Source organism: Bacteroidales bacterium (genome assembly GCA_013314715.1).
Classification (GTDB): Bacteria; Bacteroidota; Bacteroidia; order Bacteroidales; family GWA2-32-17; genus Ch61.
In genome coordinates, this window is sequence record JABUFC010000002.1 from 87,626 (window position 1) to 109,402 (window position 21,777).

15 protein-coding genes are annotated in these 21,777 nt (G+C 31.3%); 8 read left to right on the forward strand and 7 right to left on the reverse strand.

Annotation, left to right across the window (positions count from 1 at the left end; translation table 11 throughout):
- Positions 1 to 34: 34 nt before the first annotated feature.
- A complete protein-coding gene (locus tag HPY79_00925) occupies positions 35 to 760 on the reverse strand; it encodes a tRNA threonylcarbamoyladenosine dehydratase (GenBank protein ID NSW44381.1) in 726 nt (241 codons plus the stop codon).
- Positions 761 to 1,046: 286 nt separating this feature from the next.
- Here HPY79_00925 and HPY79_00930 point away from each other — a divergent pair, with 286 nt between their 5' ends.
- Entirely contained in the window at positions 1,047 to 1,622 is a 576-nt protein-coding gene (locus HPY79_00930) for a Pathogenesis-related transcriptional factor and ERF protein (GenBank protein ID NSW44382.1), read from the forward strand.
- 412 nt (positions 1,623 to 2,034) lie between these two features.
- A complete protein-coding gene (locus tag HPY79_00935) occupies positions 2,035 to 2,226 on the forward strand; it encodes a hypothetical protein (protein ID NSW44383.1) in 192 nt (63 codons plus the stop codon).
- Between the two features lie 1,089 nt (positions 2,227 to 3,315).
- Here HPY79_00935 and HPY79_00940 read toward each other — a convergent pair.
- Positions 3,316 to 5,442, reverse strand: coding sequence for an RNA-binding transcriptional accessory protein (locus HPY79_00940; protein NSW44384.1), 2,127 nt, complete (start codon positions 5,440 to 5,442; stop codon positions 3,316 to 3,318).
- 77 nt (positions 5,443 to 5,519) lie between these two features.
- Between HPY79_00940 and HPY79_00945 the strand changes: the two genes are divergently transcribed.
- Positions 5,520 to 6,104, forward strand: a complete 585-nt coding sequence (locus HPY79_00945) for a hypothetical protein (GenBank protein ID NSW44385.1) — start codon at positions 5,520 to 5,522, stop codon at positions 6,102 to 6,104.
- Here HPY79_00945 and HPY79_00950 read toward each other — a convergent pair.
- The 3 genes from HPY79_00950 to HPY79_00960 are packed head-to-tail and all read right to left on the reverse strand — an operon-like array spanning position 6,096 to position 9,801.
- The gene (locus tag HPY79_00950) at positions 6,096 to 6,503 is read right to left on the reverse strand and encodes a hypothetical protein (protein NSW44386.1); all 408 of its coding nucleotides are present in this window, start codon (positions 6,501 to 6,503) and stop codon (positions 6,096 to 6,098) included. The two genes, HPY79_00945 and HPY79_00950, sit on opposite strands and share 9 nt — an antisense overlap.
- Positions 6,500 to 7,882: an ankyrin repeat domain-containing protein gene (locus HPY79_00955; GenBank protein ID NSW44387.1), complete on the reverse strand. Its 1,383-nt coding sequence runs from the start codon at positions 7,880 to 7,882 to the stop codon at positions 6,500 to 6,502. The genes HPY79_00950 and HPY79_00955 overlap by 4 nt, the downstream gene beginning before the upstream one ends.
- 5 nt (positions 7,883 to 7,887) lie before the next feature.
- The gene (locus HPY79_00960; protein ID NSW44388.1) at positions 7,888 to 9,801 is read right to left on the reverse strand and encodes a PD40 domain-containing protein; all 1,914 of its coding nucleotides are present in this window, start codon (positions 9,799 to 9,801) and stop codon (positions 7,888 to 7,890) included.
- 102 nt (positions 9,802 to 9,903) lie between these two features.
- Here HPY79_00960 and HPY79_00965 point away from each other — a divergent pair, with 102 nt between their 5' ends.
- The 4 genes from HPY79_00965 to HPY79_00980 all read left to right on the forward strand — a co-directional run bounded on the left by HPY79_00965 (position 9,904) and on the right by HPY79_00980 (position 18,516).
- Complete coding sequence (locus HPY79_00965) at positions 9,904 to 11,151, forward strand: M20/M25/M40 family metallo-hydrolase (GenBank protein NSW44389.1); 1,248 nt, start codon at positions 9,904 to 9,906, stop codon at positions 11,149 to 11,151.
- Positions 11,148 to 14,390, forward strand: a complete 3,243-nt coding sequence (locus HPY79_00970) for a PD40 domain-containing protein (protein ID NSW44390.1) — start codon at positions 11,148 to 11,150, stop codon at positions 14,388 to 14,390. The genes HPY79_00965 and HPY79_00970 overlap by 4 nt, the downstream gene beginning before the upstream one ends.
- 76 nt (positions 14,391 to 14,466) lie before the next feature.
- Positions 14,467 to 17,694 (forward strand): SpoIIE family protein phosphatase, encoded by a 3,228-nt coding sequence (locus HPY79_00975; GenBank protein NSW44391.1) that lies wholly within the window; start codon positions 14,467 to 14,469, stop codon positions 17,692 to 17,694.
- Positions 17,695 to 17,706: 12 nt separating this feature from the next.
- A complete protein-coding gene (locus tag HPY79_00980; GenBank protein ID NSW44392.1) occupies positions 17,707 to 18,516 on the forward strand; it encodes a 4-(cytidine 5'-diphospho)-2-C-methyl-D-erythritol kinase in 810 nt (269 codons plus the stop codon).
- Between the two features lie 13 nt (positions 18,517 to 18,529).
- On the opposite strand, the gene HPY79_00985 is transcribed toward HPY79_00980, so the two are convergent.
- The gene (locus HPY79_00985) at positions 18,530 to 19,735 is read right to left on the reverse strand and encodes an alanine dehydrogenase (protein NSW44393.1); all 1,206 of its coding nucleotides are present in this window, start codon (positions 19,733 to 19,735) and stop codon (positions 18,530 to 18,532) included.
- Positions 19,736 to 19,780: 45 nt separating this feature from the next.
- Entirely contained in the window at positions 19,781 to 20,719 is a 939-nt protein-coding gene (locus HPY79_00990) for an SIMPL domain-containing protein (protein ID NSW44394.1), read from the reverse strand.
- Positions 20,720 to 20,919: 200 nt separating this feature from the next.
- On the opposite strand from HPY79_00990, the gene speB reads away from it, so the two are divergent.
- Positions 20,920 to 21,765, forward strand: coding sequence for an agmatinase (speB, locus tag HPY79_00995; protein NSW44395.1), 846 nt, complete (start codon positions 20,920 to 20,922; stop codon positions 21,763 to 21,765).
- Positions 21,766 to 21,777 lie beyond the last annotated feature (12 nt).

The following is a 21,777-nucleotide window of genomic DNA, read 5'->3' on the forward strand; positions in this document are numbered from 1 at the left end:
GAATTATTTTTTGCTAAGTTATGCGAAAATATGTTTATTTCAAAATATCTCTGATAATTTCTGAAGCAGCAAATGCCCCAAAAATAGGTGGCATATACGATATTGTTCCAACTACTGATTTTTTATTGGGAACACCTTCGATCGGTAACACAAGCGACTTGTCAACCTTTTCGGTTGAAAACACTACTTTAAAGCCAGAATATACTCCTAATCGGTGTAGTTTTTTTCTTAAAATAAAAGCTAATCGACACTCAAACGATTCGGCAATATCGGTTATACGAATTTGTTGTGGATCGAATTTACCCCCGCTTCCCATAGAACTAATTATATTTAAATTTAATTGCAGTGCATGATAAATTAAAAATATTTTAGGCGACAAACTATCTATGGCATCTAACACATAGGTATAACGACTCTCCGACAAAAGATTGGTAATATTATCATCTTTTAAGTAAATTGTTCGTTTATTTACACTTATATCGGCATTTATATCTTTTAATCGTTGCTCAACAACATCGGTTTTGTATTTTCCTTCAGTGCTAATTAAAGCGGCCGTTTGTCTATTCCGATTTGATGCATTGTAAACATCAGAATCGACTATCGTTAGCTTACCTATTCCTGCCCTTGCTAATACTTCAGCTGCAAAGGCTCCCACCCCACCCAATCCAACCACTAATACATGTGCATTTGATAACTTTTCTATACCTTTATCGCCCACAAGCAAACGCGTTCGACTCTGCCAATCATGATCGTTTAACATATTGTTTTTGTTTATTTTGGAGCAAATTTAAACAAATCCTTAATACTGTAAAAGTAACCATCATATAAAAACAAGTATTTTTTCTGTCAACTATGTAAAATATTACCCCAAAATAGTATTTAGTATTTAAAAAAAACACGTCAAATCAATATTCTATAAACACTATGAAGATGTAATTATATATTAATAATCTTATTTTAAGAAAATTAGAAAAATATTTTTGAATTTTAAAATAATATGATATATCTTTGTTTTTTGAAATGTTTAACCTTAAAAAATTATTGCAATGCTAGTAAAAATTTCTTTAAAAAACAGCGACAAGAAAGCCTTATTAGATGAAAAGGTTTTCAATGAGTTGGTAAATGACCCTCATTTAAAACAAATTAAATTTTTTGAAAATTTACGTGAACATTCAAATGGCTACGTATTTTTTCAAAAAAACTGGAAACCCAGTGAAGCTGGTTTAAAATATGCAAATGAAACCATATATTTGCATAAGCTTATTGCCGAACGTTTTATTAAAAAGCCTGATAACAAAGTACGTTGGTTTGTTCGATTTAAAAATTCTATTCCACACGATTGCCGTTTAGAGAATCTAGAATGGAGCACTTTTTCATTTTTAGTTAGAAATACTAAAAAAGTCAAAAATAGTACAGGATATAGAGGCGTAGTAAAACAAGGGAAAAAATATTATGCTTATATTTATGTTAATCGAAAAGGTATTTCATTAGGTGCATACGAAACTCCCGAAGAAGCTGCTTATGCGTACAACAAAAAATCTATTGAAATTTTTGGTGAAACAAACTCTCTCAATAAATTACCAGAAGAAGTAATTAAAAAAATTGAAGCTAAACAAAAATAATTTTTTCTTTTGATCTTAATCAAAATAAGCCAGCCCCTCAAAGCTGGCTTTTTTATTTTGACACTATAAAAAATAAACCCAATAAAATTAAGTTATGAGACCTTTGCAAAACTCCTTTTTTCTTCTCATGTAATTGAAAAAAAATTGAAAATAAGATTGATTTTTTTACGATTACTATTGTTTTATTCTAATTTTGCTAAGGTCTTGATTTATATTTGCAACATGTATGTACGAATTATAACATCCCTGAATTCGCTCCCAAAAAGCCGTTCAAATAGTTGAATATGCGTGATGGGAATAAAATAAAACAACGATTGTTCGACACGTAGGAACGGCTCTCAATGATGATGATTTAAAACGGCTCAAACATATCGCCATAGCTTTATGCTTATCGCGACAATTACAATATTGTATGCGAGTTATAGGGAAGGCAGTCTCACCACAAATTATAGGTCAATTGTTGTTAAGTGTACAACTAAGTATTTTACGTGATAAAAAATCAAATAAACGATATGGTATTTTGTCAAATATAACTCAACAAGCAAAAGAAATTTATCAATCCGTAGGATTAAAAATATCAAATATTCCATTTATGATTCAATAATGTATTGATATATAATTACTTGTAAAATCATGTAGTGCCTACATAATTTCTTATGTATTTGTATGTCAATTACTAAAGCCTAAAAAGTGGCGAAGTCGTGGGAAGATCCCGAAACAAGTTCGGGATGACGAATGGTGTGGTGAGTATTGCCTATTTCAAAAGACCACCATACTACCCTCCAACCGTCATGCTGAACTCGTTTCAGTATCTCCACAAACTACAACATTACCTCCCTTAATCGTCATACTGAACTTGTTTCAGTATCTCCACAAACTACAACATTACCTCCCCTAACCGTCATGCTGAACTTGTTTCAGCATCTCCTCAAACTACAACATTACCTCCCCTAATCGTCATGCTGAACTCGTTTCAGTATCTCCACAAACTACAACATTACCTCCCTTAATCGTCATACTGAACTTGTTTCAGTATCTCCACATACTACAACATTACCTCCCCTAATCGTCATGCTGAACTCGTTTCAGTATCTCCACAAACTACAACATTACCTCCCTTAATCGTCATACTGAACTCGTTTCAGTATCTCCTCAAACTACAACATTAACCTCCCTTAATCGTCATGCTGAACTCGTTTCAGTATCTCCACAAACTACAACATTAACCTCCCTTAATCGTCATGCTAAACTCGTTTCAGTATCTCCACAAACTACAACATTGCCTCCCTTAATCGTCATGCTAAACTCGTTTCAGTATCTCCACAAACTACAACATTACCTCCCCTAACCGTCATGCTGAACTTGTTTCAGCATCTCCTCAAACTACAACATTACCTCCCCTAATCGTCATGCTGATTTTATTTCAGCATCCAATCAAAAAACATCATTCACATCATGAAACCTTTGCAAAACTCCTTTTTTCTTCTCATGTAATTGAAAAAAAATTGAAAATAAGATTGATTTTTTTACAATTACTGTTGTTTTATTCAAATTTTGCAAAGGTCTTATTTTCTGATTTTTTTAATTTTATATCGTTAAAATAAGCATTATTTCAGGAATATAATAATAAATATCAATAAGTTATTAACAATCACACATTTGCATGTTAATAGCCTTGCAAAGAACTCGTTATTCAATTAACATCCTTCATGCTTAAACTTATTCTTCTTAACCCCTCATCAATTCCAATTACTTTTACTTTAACATGTTGATGAATATGCAAAATCTCATTTGGATTTTTAATAAATTCGTTGGTAATATTAGAAATATGAAGCAATCCACTTTCTTTTATACCGATATTTATAAAAGCGCCAAAATTAGTAATGTTAGTTACTATACCATTTAAAACCATTCCAATTTTTAAGTTTTCAAAATGTTTTATCGATGGATCAAATTCCAAAATCTTAACCCTAAAACGCATATCATAACCAGGGTTCATTAAATCATTAACTATATCCTTAAGTGTTTCTTCGCCTGTATCATCACTGATATACTTTGCTATATCAATTTTTGCAATGAGTTCTTTATTTCCAATTAAATGATGAATATCGGTTTGTAAATCGAATGCTATTTTTTCTACTAAATCGTATTTTTCTGGATGAATACCTGTATTATCTAAAGGATTATCGCCATTTTCAATTCTTAAAAAACCAGCAGAAAGCTTAAAAGCCTTCTCGCCAAACCATGGAACTTTAAGTAAATCGTAAATATTATTAAACCTTCCGTTTTTCTTTCTATACTCCACAATGGTTTGTGCCATTTTTTCGCCAATTCCCGAAACATATTGCAATAAATACTCGGAGCAACTATTGAGCTGCACTCCCACTTTATTTACACATTCGATAACAGTTTCTTCAAGTGCAATTTTTAACAATTTTTGGTCGACATCGTGTTGATACTGTCCTATTCCAATAGCTTTAGGTTCAATTTTTACCAATTCTGCCAATGGATCTTGTAAGCGACGAGCGATTGATACTGCCCCACGTACAGTTATATCGTAATTTGGAAATTCTTTGCGTGCTATATCTGATGCGCTATATACCGAAGCTCCAGCTTCACTTACCACATATATTTTTACATTTTTAGAGAATGGTATTTTAGATAAAAAGGCCTCTGTTTCACGACTGGCAGTTCCATTGCCCACCGCAATATAATCAATCTTATAAGCATTTACCAATGATACAATTTTTTTTTCTGCTAATTTATGCTCATTTTGTGGCGGATGTGGATAAATGGTTTCGTTGTGTAATAATGTACCGTGTTCATCAATGCAAACCACTTTGCAACCTGTTTTATATCCGGGATCGATTCCCATTACACGTTTCTCGCCAATGGGTGGTGTCAATAATAATTGTTTTAAATTATCGGAAAATACCTTAATTGCCTCTTTATCGGCAGCTTGCTTAGACAAAGTATAATATTCATTCTCAATAGAAGGCTTTATATGTTTTAAATAGGCTTCACGCATACATTCACTAACAATAGCAGAATTTTTGCCTTTCCCTTTAATAAATAAATACGATAAACGGTCTAAGGCAATATCATCGTCGATACAAATTGATACTTTTAAAAATCCTTCGTTTTCGCCTCTCAACATGGCTAATATTCTATGAGAAGGGCAACGTTGAAGTCGTTCTTTAAAATCGAAATAATTTTTATACTTTTCAGCGTCGGCAATTTTTGTTTTAATAACTTTTGATTTAATTTCTGCATATTTAGCAAACTGTTGACGTATCAACTCGCGTGCATTCCTATTTTCGTATATCCACTCAATAATAATACTTTTTGCACCCTCTAGTACTTGTTGCTCATTATCAATTTTTTCATTCAAATATTTTTCAAGATTTGGTATATCGTAACTATGCTGTTCAAATATTAATTTTGCTAATGGTTCTAATCCTAGTTCGCGAGCAATAGAAGCTTTATTTTTTCGTTTAGGCTTAAATGGCAAATAAAGATCTTCTAATATATTAATATTGTAACATTGTTCAATTTCTTTTTTTAATGGTTCAGTTAATAAATTTTGCTGAGCAATGGATGTTAATATATAATTCCTTCTTTGTTCAAATTCATTTATAAAATCTAATTTTTGAAATAACTGTGATATTAAAACTTCGTCTAAATTTCCGGTAACTTCTTTACGATATCGAGCTATAAAAGGTATAGTTGCTCCTTCTTGCGCAAGTCTCCAAGTATTTTCAATTTGCCATTCTTTAAGCCCTAATTCTTCTGCTGTTAATAAAATCCACTTTTTGTTCATAAATAATTTAGGTAAATTTACATGTAAATTTTGCACGAAAGTAACTTTTTTTTTACTTTTACACCATTATTTAATCAATGAGTTTTAAACACATTTATATTATTTTTTTCTTTTTGTTAATAATTGATGATGTTTTTGCTTCATTCCCTCCTTTATTTTATTCTAATAACGATAATTCAGTTTCTATTTATGCTCCCAAACGATCAAAATTTGTTCGTAAGCGTTTAGGTTCGCAAACATTTTTTGGTGAAGCAGGAATGACATATGGTTATTATACCGGATTACGGTATTCAATTAACTACGATGGCATACTTCAATCTGATGATAAAAATGCACTTTCTATTAGACTAGGCATTGGTTACTCAAAAGCTACTAACGATTCAACCGTTAAAGGTCAAGAAATTTTTTTCCCATTAGGTATCAATGTATTTTTTGGTATTAAGAATCATTTCGATCTAGGCGGTGGAATGTATTATTACGAAAATCGTAAAACATTCACACCTTACTTTTATATTGGTTTTAGACATCAAAATCCCAAAGGCGGATTTATGTATCGATTAGGTGCCGATATTCATCTCGAAAGAGTCTATGATTTAAAAGGTAGAAACTTGCAAAAAACAGCCGTTTTTGGACCTTTAGTTGGCTTAGGATGGTCATTTTAAACGGACATCCATTTCGCTATTTTTTATATACCAGCATGTTGAATCGCAAACAGTTCGTGAGTATTTTTTAAAAAACACTCCATCGATAGCATATACAATATGACCATTAACCGAATACTGAGCTTTAGTATAATAATATTTATTAAGCGGTAAATATACCGACGTAGTATTTATTGTCAATGTATCAGTATAAACCAAATGACTGGTGTCATTATATTTGCCTTCGTATATCCAAATGGGCACATGGCGATTTTGACTGTTTATGGTAACACTAATATGCATTTCCCATTCATAGGGCTCAAAAGTATTGCAATCATATGTATAATTCTCGCAATCCTCGTTTTTATTATTACATGAAAATAAAATAAAAAATATTACAATTATAAAAAAAAGCTTCATTTCCATTCAATTTTTTTATTTGGATTATAAAATTTTGATAAAGGAATATTAAAGTATGCTGTTATTTTAAAATGAATAGGAAAAGCATTTTCATCTTTGAAATAATAATATTCTGATGCAAAAGACCAAGTAAAATAATTGCCTTTTAACATACACTCTAACATAGGAGATAATAAAGTATAGGATGGTGGTCTATTTTCAGCTCCCCTATATTTTCCATAACTTATATAACCTGTGAATCCAGTATTGATATAAACTTTATTATTTACATTGTTTTTTATTAATATTCTCTTGCTTAATGATGTTCCCCAAAGAGATCGTGTTTCCCAAAATTGATAATAAGTATGAGCATCTTGTTTTATAAGGATTCGGTTTGCCCATAATCGAGTTTGATACGAACAAGTAAAATTAATACCATAATGTGTTTCGAAAATATTAAAAGCAAGTCCCCAAAGCATATCGTTTGTATTAAAACTATTCGAAAATCCCCAATTTAATAAAGGTATAATAGGTCCCCAATATACAGGAATTCCATATTTTTTAAATAAACGAACTTGTTTTCTATCTCCTAAATAATAAGCCAATTTTATAAGATTACCGGATTGATTGTTTATAGGCTTTTTCTTTAATGACCAATTTAAAACATGGGTGTTTTTTGACAGTAAGGCATATTCAATAAGTCCATATCCATTATTACTTTGTTCATTAATACTTGCACCATTTAAAAGCAATTGCTCGGCCATAAGGGTATCGCCTTTTTGAACTGCCAATAACAAAGGACTTAACCCATTATTATCAGGAAAACTAACAAGATTTGTATTTTTTGCAAAAAAAGGAATTAAATCAGAACGTCCATAATATACGGCTCCCATCATACATGAATTTCCATCTTCGTCTAAGCTATTAAGCTTAGCTCCTTTTTTTACTAATAGCTCTATAATATCTTTATTTGCAAATCTTACTGCATAATGAAGAGGCGAAACCTTATTTCGGATTGTTTTATTAACATCGCTACCATTTTCGATTAAATACAAAACCATATCGTAATTATCGTAAGCAATAGCCATAAATAGCGGAGGTAAACAAAAAAATGAACTATAATTAACATCAGCACCATTTAAAACTAAGGCTTTAACAGCAAGAAGTTGATTGCTTTGAATAGCATAATTTAAAGCACTTATCCCATCATTAGAAATAGCATTGGCATTGGCTCCCTGATTTAACCAATATACAATAGAATCTGCATTACCATTATAAGCGGCTAATAATAAATTATAATCTAAATCGCTGGTTGATAATGTGTCTTGAGCAAATAAAAAATAATGATTAGAAAATACAAATAATAATATACAGAAATATTTATAAAGTTTCTGTATCATATCTACTATTGAATTATTTTTAATTCAGTTCTTCTATTGAGTGCTTTCCCCTCAGTTGTATCGTTGGTATCTAAAGGTTTTGAACTACCATAACCTACATACTTCATTCTATTAGCAGGAATTCCCTTTGCAATAAGAAAATTATAAACAGCCTGAGCTCTTTTTTCAGATAACAATTGATTGTAAGCATCATTTCCTGTGTTATCGGTATGACCACTAATCTCTATCTTTATATGATGATTAACCATCATAAACTGTACTATTTTTTCTAATTCTGTATAAGAATTTTTCTTTAGTTGAAAAGAATCTGTTTTAAAAAACACATTGGGTAAAACCATAGATGCCCCCACTTCGATAGGTAATAATTCTATTTGTTTTACTAAAGCTCCTTGTGATTGATTAAATAATATATTTTCTGAATGAAATAAATATCCATCAGATGAAATAAACATACCATATTCTTTCCCTTTTTGCAAGCACAACAAGAACTCGCCCAATACAGTATCGGCCTGAGTAGAAAAAACAATTTTATTTTTTTCTAAATCGATAATTTCACAACGAGCAGGCAAAGGTTTGCTTGTTTTTTTGTCGACAATCTTTCCTTTTATATAGGTTATTTCTTCGGGTTGAACACTACTGGGCAAATCGAATGCATAAATATCGTTTAAGCCAAAGCCTCCTTCACGCGATGAAGTAATATAGGCTCTTTTGCCCGAAGCTGAAACAACTAAACCTATTTCGTTTTTGGTTGTATTTATTGGATAACCCAAATTTACTGGTTTAGTCCACTTTCCTTCTTGGTCTCTTCGACTAACAAAAATATCGAAACCTCCTACCCCCCAATGACCATTTGAACAAAAATAAAGTGTATTCCCATCGGGATGAATAAAAGGTGATGTTTCCGCCATTGGAGTATTAATAACAGTATCGAGTATTTGAGGTTTGCCCCAACTACCATCACTTCTTCGATAACTCACATAAATATCAGAATTGCCAATACCATCGATACGTTCACTACTAAAATACAACTCTTTACCATTTGCCGAAATACTTGGTTGAGATTCCCAAGCAGAAGTATTTATTTCTGAAATATTTTTTGCTTTTGACCAACCATTAGCTGTTTTTTCTGAATAATACAAATCACAAGAACCTTTACCATCTGAACGATTGCAAGCAGTAAAAACCATATATTTCCCATCGGCTGTAATGGTTTGAGCCCCTTCATTAGAGCGAGTGTTAACATTACCTTGCAAAGGTATTGCTTTTGTCCATATTGAGTCTTTGTAATAACTTATATAAAAATCTTCTTGTGTATTATCGGATGCAGGTGAAGCATTTTTCCATAATGGTATCTTTCGAGTAAAAACCATTATTTCTTCATCAGGCGATATATATGGATAGTATTCATCGCATTCACTATTTATACCATCGCCCAAATTTTCGGGATTAAAGGCTACAGGAGTTTTCATTATTTCTATTGCATATTCGCATCGCTTTATTTGATCGTTTACAACAGATGTTAAATTGCTTTTGGGAACTTTTGATAAAAACAAGCGATATAATTCTAATGCTTCATTTACATTTCCAATATAAAACTGATAATTGGCTAATTGAAAATAAGTTTCGGGATATTTCTTTCCACAAAATTTTACACATTGCTTGTAATATAACAATAATGAATCGTAATATTCAAAAGTTAAAAAATATTCACCTAAAAGACGATATGCCTTAAAATATGATGAATCGTCTTCGAGAATCATATCTATATACTTTCTTGCATGAACAAAATCGCCTTTTTTAAAACTCCATTCTGCATTCTCGTATGTTTTATCTAAATATTTTTTATTTTGAGCGTATAAGCTTATACTTCCAAAATTACTTAAAAAACAAAAAAATAAAATAATAATATGTATTTTCATGCCATAAAGGTAAACAATTTAAAAAAAACGAACAATATAAATAATTATTGAATCATTAAATAAATAATTTTGTAGCTTAGCTCCATAAAAATTAAAACCATCATGATTTTTATACATTTATATTTCAAACACTTAGCAAATAGCTTGGTCGTCATTGCTTTTTTATTTCAAAGTTTTCATATTTTTGCTCAAGATAAAGAATTTGCATCTCGAATTATATCTGATTTAACAGCTAAAGATTTTCACGGGCGTGGTTACACACACAAAGGTATTAATAAAGCAGAAAAATATATAGTAACTACATTAAAAAACATTGGCATAAAAAACATTGTTGTACAAACTTTTAAAATGCCCGTTTCAGTTATTAAAAGTGCAAAAGTACTATTCGATACCACTTTTGTAAAATGGGGCGACAATGCTATTGTTTATCCAAGTAGTGCAAGCTTAAAAGGAATGTTCGAAATAGAAAAAATCAATAAATCGAATCTTGCTGATATTTTAACTAAAGATTTGACCAATAAATTTGTATTATTTGACACATCGCTTACCAGTCAATCTAAATACTCATCCGAAATTCATAAGTTGCTTCAAAATAATTCTGTTAAAGCAAAAGGATTTATTCTTTGTAAAAAAACAAAACTTATGCAAGTTCAAGCTAATAAAAAAAACAATTGGGTTATTATAGAAGTTGACACAAGTTTTATAAATGCTCGTAATATTACTATTAACCTTAAAACAAAATACATAAAACAATATAAAACTTCAAACATCATCGCTACGATTAAAGGAAAAAGCGATAGTATTATTGCCTTTAGCGCTCATTATGATCATTTAGGTGAGTTAGAAAACATATATTTCCCTGGTGCAAACGACAATGCAAGCGGAGTTAGTATGGTCATCGATATTGGAAGAGAATTAGCAAACGAACAAAATTCAAAAACCATAGCTCTTTTATTTTTTACAGGCGAAGAAGTTGGGCTTATTGGTTCCAACTATTTTGTCGGAAAGCCTACATTCGACCTAAAAAAAATTAAATATTTATTTAATTTAGATGTAATTGGAAGTGGTGAAAAAGGCATTACTATTGTTAATGGTAAAATATATCAATCATTAGCCGATGAACTTTCAAAAATTAATATTGATAAAAATCTTAATTTAGATATTCAAATTCGCGAAGCCTCCAATAACAGCGATCATGCTCCTTTTTATATGAATGGTATTCCATCGGTATTTATATATGCTAAAGGCAAAACAGGACCTTATCATCATCCCGACGATAATCTTTTAAACTTAAGCCTTGCCAAATATAATGATATTGTTAAACTTTTATTAACTTATACAAAACAATGAAAACGATAACTTTATCTTTATTTGTTCTACTTTTTTCTTTAAAATTATTTGCTCAGAACGAAAGTAGAATGATGCGTTTCCCTACAATATACGGGAATCAAATAGCATTTACCTATGCTGGCGACTTATACATAGCCAATATGAACGATGGCATTGCACGGAAGCTAACAAACTATAGTGGTTACGAAACTTTTCCTCACTTTTCACCTGATGGTAAATACATTGCTTTTACAGGTCAATACGATGGTAATTCCGAGGTTTATATTGTTCCAGCCACCGGTGGCGAACCCAAACGTCTTACTTACACAGCAACCCTCAATCGCGATGACATTGCCGACAGAATGGGACCTAACAATATAGTAACTTCGTGGACACCCGATGGCAAAAATATTATTTATCGCTCTCGCAAAGCTTCGTGGAATGATTTTGTTGGACAATTATATTCAATATCAATCGAAGGCGGCATGTCTGAACAACTTCCACTTTCGAGTGGTGGCTTTAATTCTTTCTCGCCCAATGGTGAAAAAATTGCTTTTAACAGAGTAATGCGCGAATTTAGAACATGGAAATATTATAAAGGCGGTATGGCCGATGATATTCGTATATTCGATTTTAAAACTAAAACTATCGAAAATATTACTCAAAACCCATCGCAAGATATTTTCCCTATGTGGTGGCAAAACGAAATTTATTTTATTAGCGATAGGGATCGCACCATGAACTTATTTGTATATAACACACAAACAAAACAAACGACTAAACTTACACAATTCGACGATTTTGATATTAAATTCCCATCAATAAATGACGGAAAAATAGTTTTTGAAAAAGGTGGTTTCTTATATTGGTTCGACATTGCAACTAAACAAATTCAAAAAATAAAAATTACGATTGCCGACGACCATCTTTATTCGCTCAATAAATGGGTAGATGCATCAAAATTCATTAACGACTATGATATAGCACCCGATGGTAGCCGCCTTTTAGTATCCGCACGCGGTGACGTATGGACAATACCTTCACAAACCGGCATCAATATAAATCACACTCAAAGCTCTAACTCACATGAACGTGAAGTAGCCTATTCGCCCGACGGCAAATATTTTGCCTTTTTATCCGATCAAACAGGTGAATATGAAATCTATATTCAAGAAACTCATTCGAATAAACCTCCTATTCAGTTAACTCAAGGAAACGACAATTACATTTTTTCTTTCTTATGGTCGCCCGATAGCAAAAAAATTCTTTTCAACGACAAAAAATTTAATCTCAAATATGTAGACATTCATACTAAACAAATAACCCTTGTTTATCAAAGTAAAAGCTGGGAAATAAACGACTATACTTGGTCGCCCGATAGTAAATGGATAGCTTTTGTTGATAGAACTTTGCAAAACACCATGAGTCAAATATTTATATATAATATTACCAACAAAACTACTACTTCTATAACCAGCTCATGGTATTCAAGTAGTAACCCTTGTTTTAGTAAAGATGGAAAATATTTATTTTTTACAAGCGACAGAGATTTTAATCCAATTTATAGCAATACAGAATGGAATCATGCATATGTTGATATGTCAAAAATTTACTTTGTAACACTTCAAAAAGAAATTACTAATCCATTAGCTCCTACTAATAAAACTATTTTTTTTAGCGATGAAGATACCTCAAAGAAAAAAATAAAAACTCCTACCTCAATTCGTATCGATTTCGATAATATTTATAATCGTATTATAGCACTCCCTATAAAAGCCGGTAATTATTGGAATTTAAAATGGGCAGATAATCTATTATATTATAATTATTCATCGGAAAGTAGCGAAACATCAAGTATTCATGCTTTCGATTTTGAAAAAAAGAAAGAAAATAAGATAGGTGATTATAATAATTTTAAAATATCGGCTGATGAAAAACATATGGCTATTATTAAAGACAATAAATACTACATTGTCGATTTACCCAAAGACGAAATAAATCTTAACAATGTAGAAGCATTATCATTTAAGGGGATGAAAACATATATTAACACAAAAGAAGAATGGATGCAAATCTATAACGAAGCATGGCGTCAAATGCGTGATTTCTTTTACGACCCGAATATGCATGCTGTTAACTGGAAAAATATCTACGAAAAATACAAACCCTTAGCTCAAGCTTGTGCACATCGAAACGATTTAACTTATGTAATAGGCGAAATGATTGGCGAATTAAACGTTGGACATGCCTATGTAGGCGGTGGCGATCAAAATAATCCTGAACGAGTAAAATTAGGTTTATTAGGTGCTATAATTTCAAGACATCCATCGGGTTATTTTAAAATTGACAAAATATTAAAAGGCGAAAACTGGAACCCTACCTTACGATCACCACTTACCGAAGTTGGCGTTAATGTTAACGAAGGAGATTTTATTATTGCAGTAAATAATCAATCGGTTAAAAATGTTAACGATATATATAAATTATTAACCAATAAAGCCAATATCCCAATAGAGCTTACAATTTCTAATAAACCCGATGAACTTACAACACATAAAGTAGTGGTAACTCCTATTGACGATGAAGCCCCTCTTTACTACTATAATTGGGTACAAGAAAATATAAAAAAAGTATCCAATGCCACCAACGGCGAAGTCGGTTATGTACATATTCCCGATATGGGTGTTGAAGGACTCAACGAATTTGCCAAATATTTTTACCCACAACTCAACAAAAAAGCTCTAATCGTTGACGATAGAGGCAACGGTGGTGGTAATGTATCGCCAATGATTGCCGAAAGACTTAAACGTCAAGTTGCATTTTTTGGTATGGCTCGTAATCAAATAGAAGGCGAACCAACACCCAATCAAATGATACTAGGACCTAAAGTATTACTTATAAACCAATATTCAGCTTCTGACGGCGATTTGTTCCCTTATCAATTTAAAAAATATGGAATTGGAAAAGTTATTGGCGTACGCACATGGGGCGGAGTAGTTGGTATAAGAGGCTCACTTCCCTTTGTTGATGGCGGATATTTAATGAAACCCGAATTCGGACATTATGCATCCGATGGCAAATCATGGATTATTGAAGGCTACGGTGTTGAACCCGATATCGAAGTTGACAACGACCCATATAAAGAATATATGGGAGAAGACCAACAACTAAACAAAGCCATAGAAATCATATTAGATGAAATGAAAAGAAACCCAGTTGAAAAAGCACCCATACCACCATTCCCCGATAAAACAAAATAAACAATTGTTAATGATAGTTTTTTAAACTAAACTTTTTTTCTATTCATAAATTCTTTATTTTTACAACTAAAAAAATATGCGTAGTTTTTTATTTTTTCTCTTTATATTGCTGAACTCATTCTTTTGCTTTTCACAAAATCAATTTTATCGTACATTTGGAGTAGAAAATGGACTTAGTCAATCTATCGTATTTTGTTTACATCAAGATCATCATAACCAACTTTGGATAGGAACTATTGGTGGAGGTATCGATATTTTTAATGGTAATCAGTTTATTAATTACTCCAAAGGAAATGGTTTACCGAGTAATATGATACATAACATATATCAAGACTCTAATAATACTATTTGGATTTCAACCGATAATGGACTCGTGAAAAGAAATATATTAACCAACCAAGTTTATACTACCGAACATGGTTTACCTTCAAATAATATTTGGAATTTTATTGAAGTATCAAAAAACGAATACTGGATAGCAACCGATGCAGGTATTGCCATTTTAAAAAATAATAAAATTACTATACCAAAATTTTTAAGCACTATAGCCAACAATAAAATATTTTCGCTTTTTAAAGATTCCAAAAATCGTATTTGGATAGGTACTTTTTCAAATGGTTTATTTTATTACGATCAACAATATATTAAAGCCGTTTTAGACTCTAATAATTTACCTTTAAAAACAACTTGGACCATAAACGAAGATAATATCGGCAATATTTTCATAGGCACTTCGCAAGGAGCATTTATATATACAAATAAGCAAGAACTTAAACCAATTTTAGGAAATTCTACCTTTACAAATTCTTTTAAATTAAACGAAGAACTTTACACTTGTATTTACGGAGGCGAAATTTTTAAAATAATGAATGGTAAAATATCATTTGTAAAAGCACTTCCCATTAGTAATGTACGCAGCTTTATTATCGACAAAGAAAAAAATATTTGGATAGGTAGCGAAAATGGTCTTTATCAATTTCCTAAAACTCCCTTTATAAATTGGAATCAAAATCAAAAATTATTACAAAAATCAGTATTTTCAATTTGTAAAGGCTATGCTCCCAACGAATTTTGGATAGGATTTGATAATTTAGGTGCTAACTATATAAAAACCAAACAATTCAATATTACAGAAACGAACTCTTTTATACAAATAGGCTATATTTTAAAAGAAAAACCTAAAATTAATAAAAAAAACATAAAAGCCCTTATAGGAAGCTTTATATCTTCAATAATAATTGACAATAATGGCAAAACATGGTTTGGAACATTAAATGGTATCACTATTTTTAACCCTAAAGATAGTACATATTGGCATATTAGCAACCAAAACAGCTCAGATTTAAAAAACATTATAATTCACCCCACTATAAACCGCTCTGTAAATCATCTCAGTAAAGATGAACAAGGAAATATTTGGGCTGCAACATTAAAAGGTATTTATATTTTTAACGATACCGCATTACAAAATACACCCAATGCATTAAGCAATATAAACACATCCGTTTATTACGTTTATCACGATAAAAATCAAATTAAGTGGATTTGCACCGATAAAGGACTTTATAAATTCGATTTACCCAAAAATAAACTAATGCATTTCGATGCAAAACATGGTTTTATAGATGGCATTGTTACAACTATTATTAAAGACCATCGTAACCATTATTGGTTAGCTACAAAAGAAGGTATTTTCTTTTTTAATGGTAAAAAATTTAGAAACTTTAATAAAACTATACATGGATTAAATTCTGATAATATTTACGTTCTTACCACCGACTTACATAATCAATATTTAATTGCAGGTACGAATAAAGGATTAAACAAAATTGATTTAGATTATTTTTATAATAACGATAGTTTAATTGTCAAAACCTATTCGCTAAACGACGGTTTTTTAGGACAAGATTGTAACCGGAATGCAATATTGGTCGATAGTCTTAATAATATTTATATTGGCACAACGAACGGTGTTACCATTTACAAACTCAATGAAGAAACAATAAATAATATAAAGCCAAATATTGTTATTCATAAAATACTATACAATTTTCAAGATTTTGATTGGTCGGAATATTGCGATTCAATCAACGCAGAAACCAAACTCCCCATAAACCTCAAATTACCCTATAACAAAAACCATTTAACCTTTCAATTCGATGCCATTTCGTTTAAAAACCCTGAGAAAGTACAATATCAATTTAAAATGATAGGTTTGGACGACAACTGGTCGCCTATAATGAAAAAAAATGAAGCCGATTTTCCTTCACTCCCTCCAGGGAATTACACCTTCCTTGTTCGAGCTTCAAACGAAGACGGTATTTGGAGCGACCCTTATGAATTCTCATTTATTATTGAACCTCCTTTCTATAAAACATGGTGGTTTATATCTACCATTATTTTAGTCATTATTATTGCCATTATAGCTTTTATTAAATATCGCGAACGCTCACTTATTAAAGAGAAACAACGTCTTGAAGCCATAGTAAAAGAACGTACTGCCGAAGTTGTTCAGCAAAAAGAAATTGTTGAACAAAAAAATAAAGATATTACCGATAGCATCAATTACGCTCGCAATATTCAAGAAGCTCTCCTACCTTCAATTGACGAAGTTAAACAATTTTTCCCTGATAGCTTTATTTTATACTTTCCTCGCGATATCGTTAGTGGCGATTTTTATTGGATAACACAAAAACAAAATCGAATATTTTTTGCAATTGCCGACTGTACTGGACATGGAGTTCCTGGCGCTTTTATGAGTATGTTAGGTATTACATTCCTCGACGAAATAGTTTCTAATTATCCTTTAGCACATGCCAATGAAATACTTAACCAACTTCGAACCGAAATTATATATTCGCTAAAGCAAAACGAAAAAGACAGCACCTCAAAAGATGGAATGGATATCGCTTTCATTATTTACGATATTCAAAACAAAACACTCGAATATGCCGGAGCCAATAATCCATTGTATATTATTAAAGAAAATAACGATTTTATAGAAATTAAAGCCGATAAAATGCCTATTGGCAAACACATTACTAACGAACCTTTTACCAATCATATACTTAACATCGAAAATAACATGTGTGTTTATATGTTTTCAGATGGTTATGCAGACCAATTCGGAGGTCCTAACAGAAAAAAATTCAAATATCAATCACTCAAACAACTTATTGCAACTTATCACCATTTACCAGCCAACGAACAAATGCATATTTTCCGTCAACGTTTTTACGAATGGAAAGGGAACTTAGAACAAATTGATGATGTGCTCATAAGTTGTATAAAATTTAAAGTATAAAGCAATTCAATTATGGTAGTATTTCCAAATGCAAAAATTAATCTTGGTTTAGCCGTTACTGAAAAGCGTCTTGACGGATATCACAACCTCGAAAGCATTTTTCTACCTATTACTTTATGCGATGTATTAGAAATTCTACCCTCTCATACACTCACCATTAAAAATTATGGCTTTAATATTGATGGAAACATAGAACAAAACCTATGTTACAAGGCATTCAAACTTCTTCAAAACGATTTCAATATTCCACCTGTTACGATCATTCTTCACAAAAATATTCCGATGGGAGCTGGTCTTGGCGGAGGCTCATCAGATGCGGCATTTACTTTAAAAACATTAAATAAACTATTTGAATTAAACTTAAGCCTATCACAATTATCGCATTATGCAAAACGTATCGGAAGCGATTGTAATTTTTTTATTGAAAACATTCCTGCATATGCGACTCAAAAAGGAGATGAACTAAATCCTATCTCTTATTCATTCAACAATATTTACATAGTAATTTTAAAAAAGAGCATTCACATTCATACCGCAGAAGCATATCAACAAATTTCACCCCATAAAACCTTGTATTCTTTTAAAGAAATAATTGAAAAAATAAGTACAGACGAATGGAAAAACTATTTTTATAACGATTTTGAAATATCGGCTTTTTCAAACTACCCTGAACTTAAAGCTTTAAAACATTATTTATATCAACAAGGTGCTTTTTATGCCAGCATGACGGGCAGTGGTTCGGCTATTTATGGGCTTTTTAAATTTGAACCCAAGTTTACTGTTAACGATATTTTTTTTTGGAAAGGTAAAATCCTAGTATAAAAATAAACGACCATTATTCCTTACCTGCCAAATAATCACTCAGATACTCAAAATGAGGTGTAAGTTTTCCATTTTTCAAAATGGTGGCTCGTTCAATAACCTTACTTTCTTCTTCTTTCAATAATTCGGGCAATATTTTATGATAAAAAGCTTTAGCAAAATCGGCCGACGAACTTCGAGGCAATTCGGCAGGCAAGTTATCTATAGCCATTACCGTTATATTCCCGTCTTTAAAAGGATCGTCTTCTTGTTGTGTATGAGGATTGTATCCATATATGGGATCATCTATTTTCGAAGCTCTTATGGTCGATGCAATAGGTTTTTTAATATCGCAACTTACGTCGCCTATAATAGAAATATTAAAATTGGGATGTAAATAGTCTTCAGGACGTAATATTTCTGGAGAGCGTGGATCCCAAAAATGACAAGCAATATATATATCTGCTATTAAAGCAAAGGGTAAGAAATTCGCTTTATATTCTTCGGGGTGATCAATAAAATGTTGCAAATCATGATGCTCATTTCTAATATGTTTATTATAATGCCAAGGGTCGAGTCTACAAAAAACGGCTTCATTAAATGTTTGAGTTAAAAATTCATCTGGGCTTACTTCTTTGATATGTAAATGCGATAAAGTTTCTAAAGCACCATGAGCCACTCTTCCACCGCCTGTAATTACAATCTTAACAGGAGGTAATTTTATGTTTTCTAATTCTTTAAACATTTCTATGTGGTCATAGCATTGGTAAGCTCTTTTTAAATTAAAAAGTTTGTGTTTTTGTCCTAATGTCCATATCGTATTGTATGCCCCTACAATGCCTGCCCAACGACCAAATGCGATTAAACGCACATGATTTTCATCGGTCAAATATTCATAATCAATTAAAGTAATATTTAATTCTGCACATTTTTGAAGCAATGGACGATTATATGGCTGCTTTTTTCCGGTATGAGAAAAAAACATGTACTTTTTGCCTTTTTGCAAAGTAGGAATAGAAACTTCTTTTATACCGATTAATATATCAGCATCTTCTATATTATTCGATACTTCAATACCTTGCTGTAAATACTCATCATCGGTTATGGCACGAATATCGCTTGGCTGAACAACAATTTCGATATCCGAAAAATGATCTTTAATCGCTTTAGCAATTTCTGGTGTAATCGCTACTCTTCTATCGGGTGGAGTTTTCGTTTCTTTTATGATTCCTATCTTCATTGTTGACATTTTTGTCGCAAAGATAGAAGAAAAAGATAAACAAAACTACCTCTTTTTTAACACATATTTTACTTTAAGGTTGTAAGAAAATTGAACCACGGGTTCTAATATAATTGGGTTCACTATACACTCATAATTTTTATAATTCAAAGGATTATAAAACAAAGCAGGTACATTATAGTGAGAAATAACCTTGCTTCCCATTTTAGATGAATTTGAATTATATCGAGCAAATTCTACATACGAAGAATAACGTTCGAGTGGATATGTTGACTGCATATTTTCGTACACTAACTGATACTGCGATTCTGTTTTAACTCCTAATTTTTGTAACTCATTAACTTTTTTTTGAATGCTTTTAATACATATTTGTCTTAAGGAATCGTAAATTTGATTTGTATTTAATACCATATAATCTACTTTAATAATATCGTATATTTCATTCTTTGCAGCTTCGAGCATTATCTTTTCGGCAATTTCTTTATTTTTATAATGAATATGAATATTTTTTTTCAATTCATATCCGGTTGGAACTTCATGATAAGTTTTACTGAATAATTTTTTCTCAACTTCTATTTCAAAAATCGGAAATTGTGAAATATAATCTACATATATATCGCTCGATGCAATACCTAAAGGTTGTATAGCCTGTTTAAAATTTTCTATTCGTTTATTTAACATTTGGTGGCAATCTTCTAAAGACTCAGCTATTTGAGAAGTGCCTAAAATCATAACATACTCATCTGCTTTTACATTCATAATAGCATTGCATTCTAACATAAATGCGGTATCATTCGAACTAACGGTAGTAGGATAATATTGATTCTGTTGAACATATCCTCTATAATTTGCCTCATCAAATATTCCACCCGATACTTCACTTTTGCTTTTAGATTGATTATAAAAATAATTTCCCGCTGCCTGACCTAAAACTAAATTTGAAGTAGTAGCGATGAAAGCAATAAAAAAAGATATACGTTTCATATTAGTAATTTTTTGATTTATTGACAAAAATATGATTTTTTTATTTAAAAATTTCATTATTTATTTTTAAATGAACAAATTTTTCGACCTAAAATAAGCTAAAACAATCTATATTATTTTAATGTTAATATTTTTACTGCTTTAAAGAACCTTTTTATTTTTTAAGCATTTTAATTATTTTTGCACCAAAATATAAAACGATGAAATACAATTTTGGTGGTTTAGAAGAAAAATTTTCAAAGTACGAAGGTTCGAATGTTTTGGTAGTTCCTGTACCCTACGATGGTACAAGCACATGGATAAAGGGTGCCGACAAAGGCCCCGATGCTATTTTAGAAGCATCAGCAAATATGGAATTATACGACATAGAATACGATTCAGAGTTTTATACAATTGGTATTCACACATGCGAGCCACTAGGTCCTTATCCTTCGCCAGAATCAATGAATCAACAAGTTTATGATTTTGTCAAACAACATATAGATAAAAAGTACATTGTATTATTAGGCGGTGAACATTCGGTTAGCACAGGTACCATAAAAGCTCACGCCGAAGCTTATGATTCTCTTACCGTTTTGCAACTCGATGCACACACCGATTTACGCGATGAATACGAAGGTTCTAAATATAATCATGCTTGCGCAATGGCAAGAGCTAAAGAATTTTGTCCGGTTATTCACGTTGGCATACGTAGTCAGTGCACCGAAGAGCTTGATTCATTCCATAGAGACGATATTTTTTATGCTCATGAAATTGTAAACAACAAATATTGGATTGAAGATGTAATTGCTCGAATTAAAACAAAAAATGTTTATATAACCATAGACTTAGATGTTTTCGATCCTTCTATTATGCCATCAACAGGCACACCAGAGCCAGGTGGCTTACATTGGTATGAAACACTTGAACTACTCGAACAAGTACATCGTAAAAGAAACGTTGTTGGCTTCGATGTAGTTGAGCTATGCCCCAATGAAATAAATAAAGCACCTAATTTCTTAGCAGCAAAATTAGTTTACAAAATGATTGGATATAAATTTTTTTAATTAAATAAATAA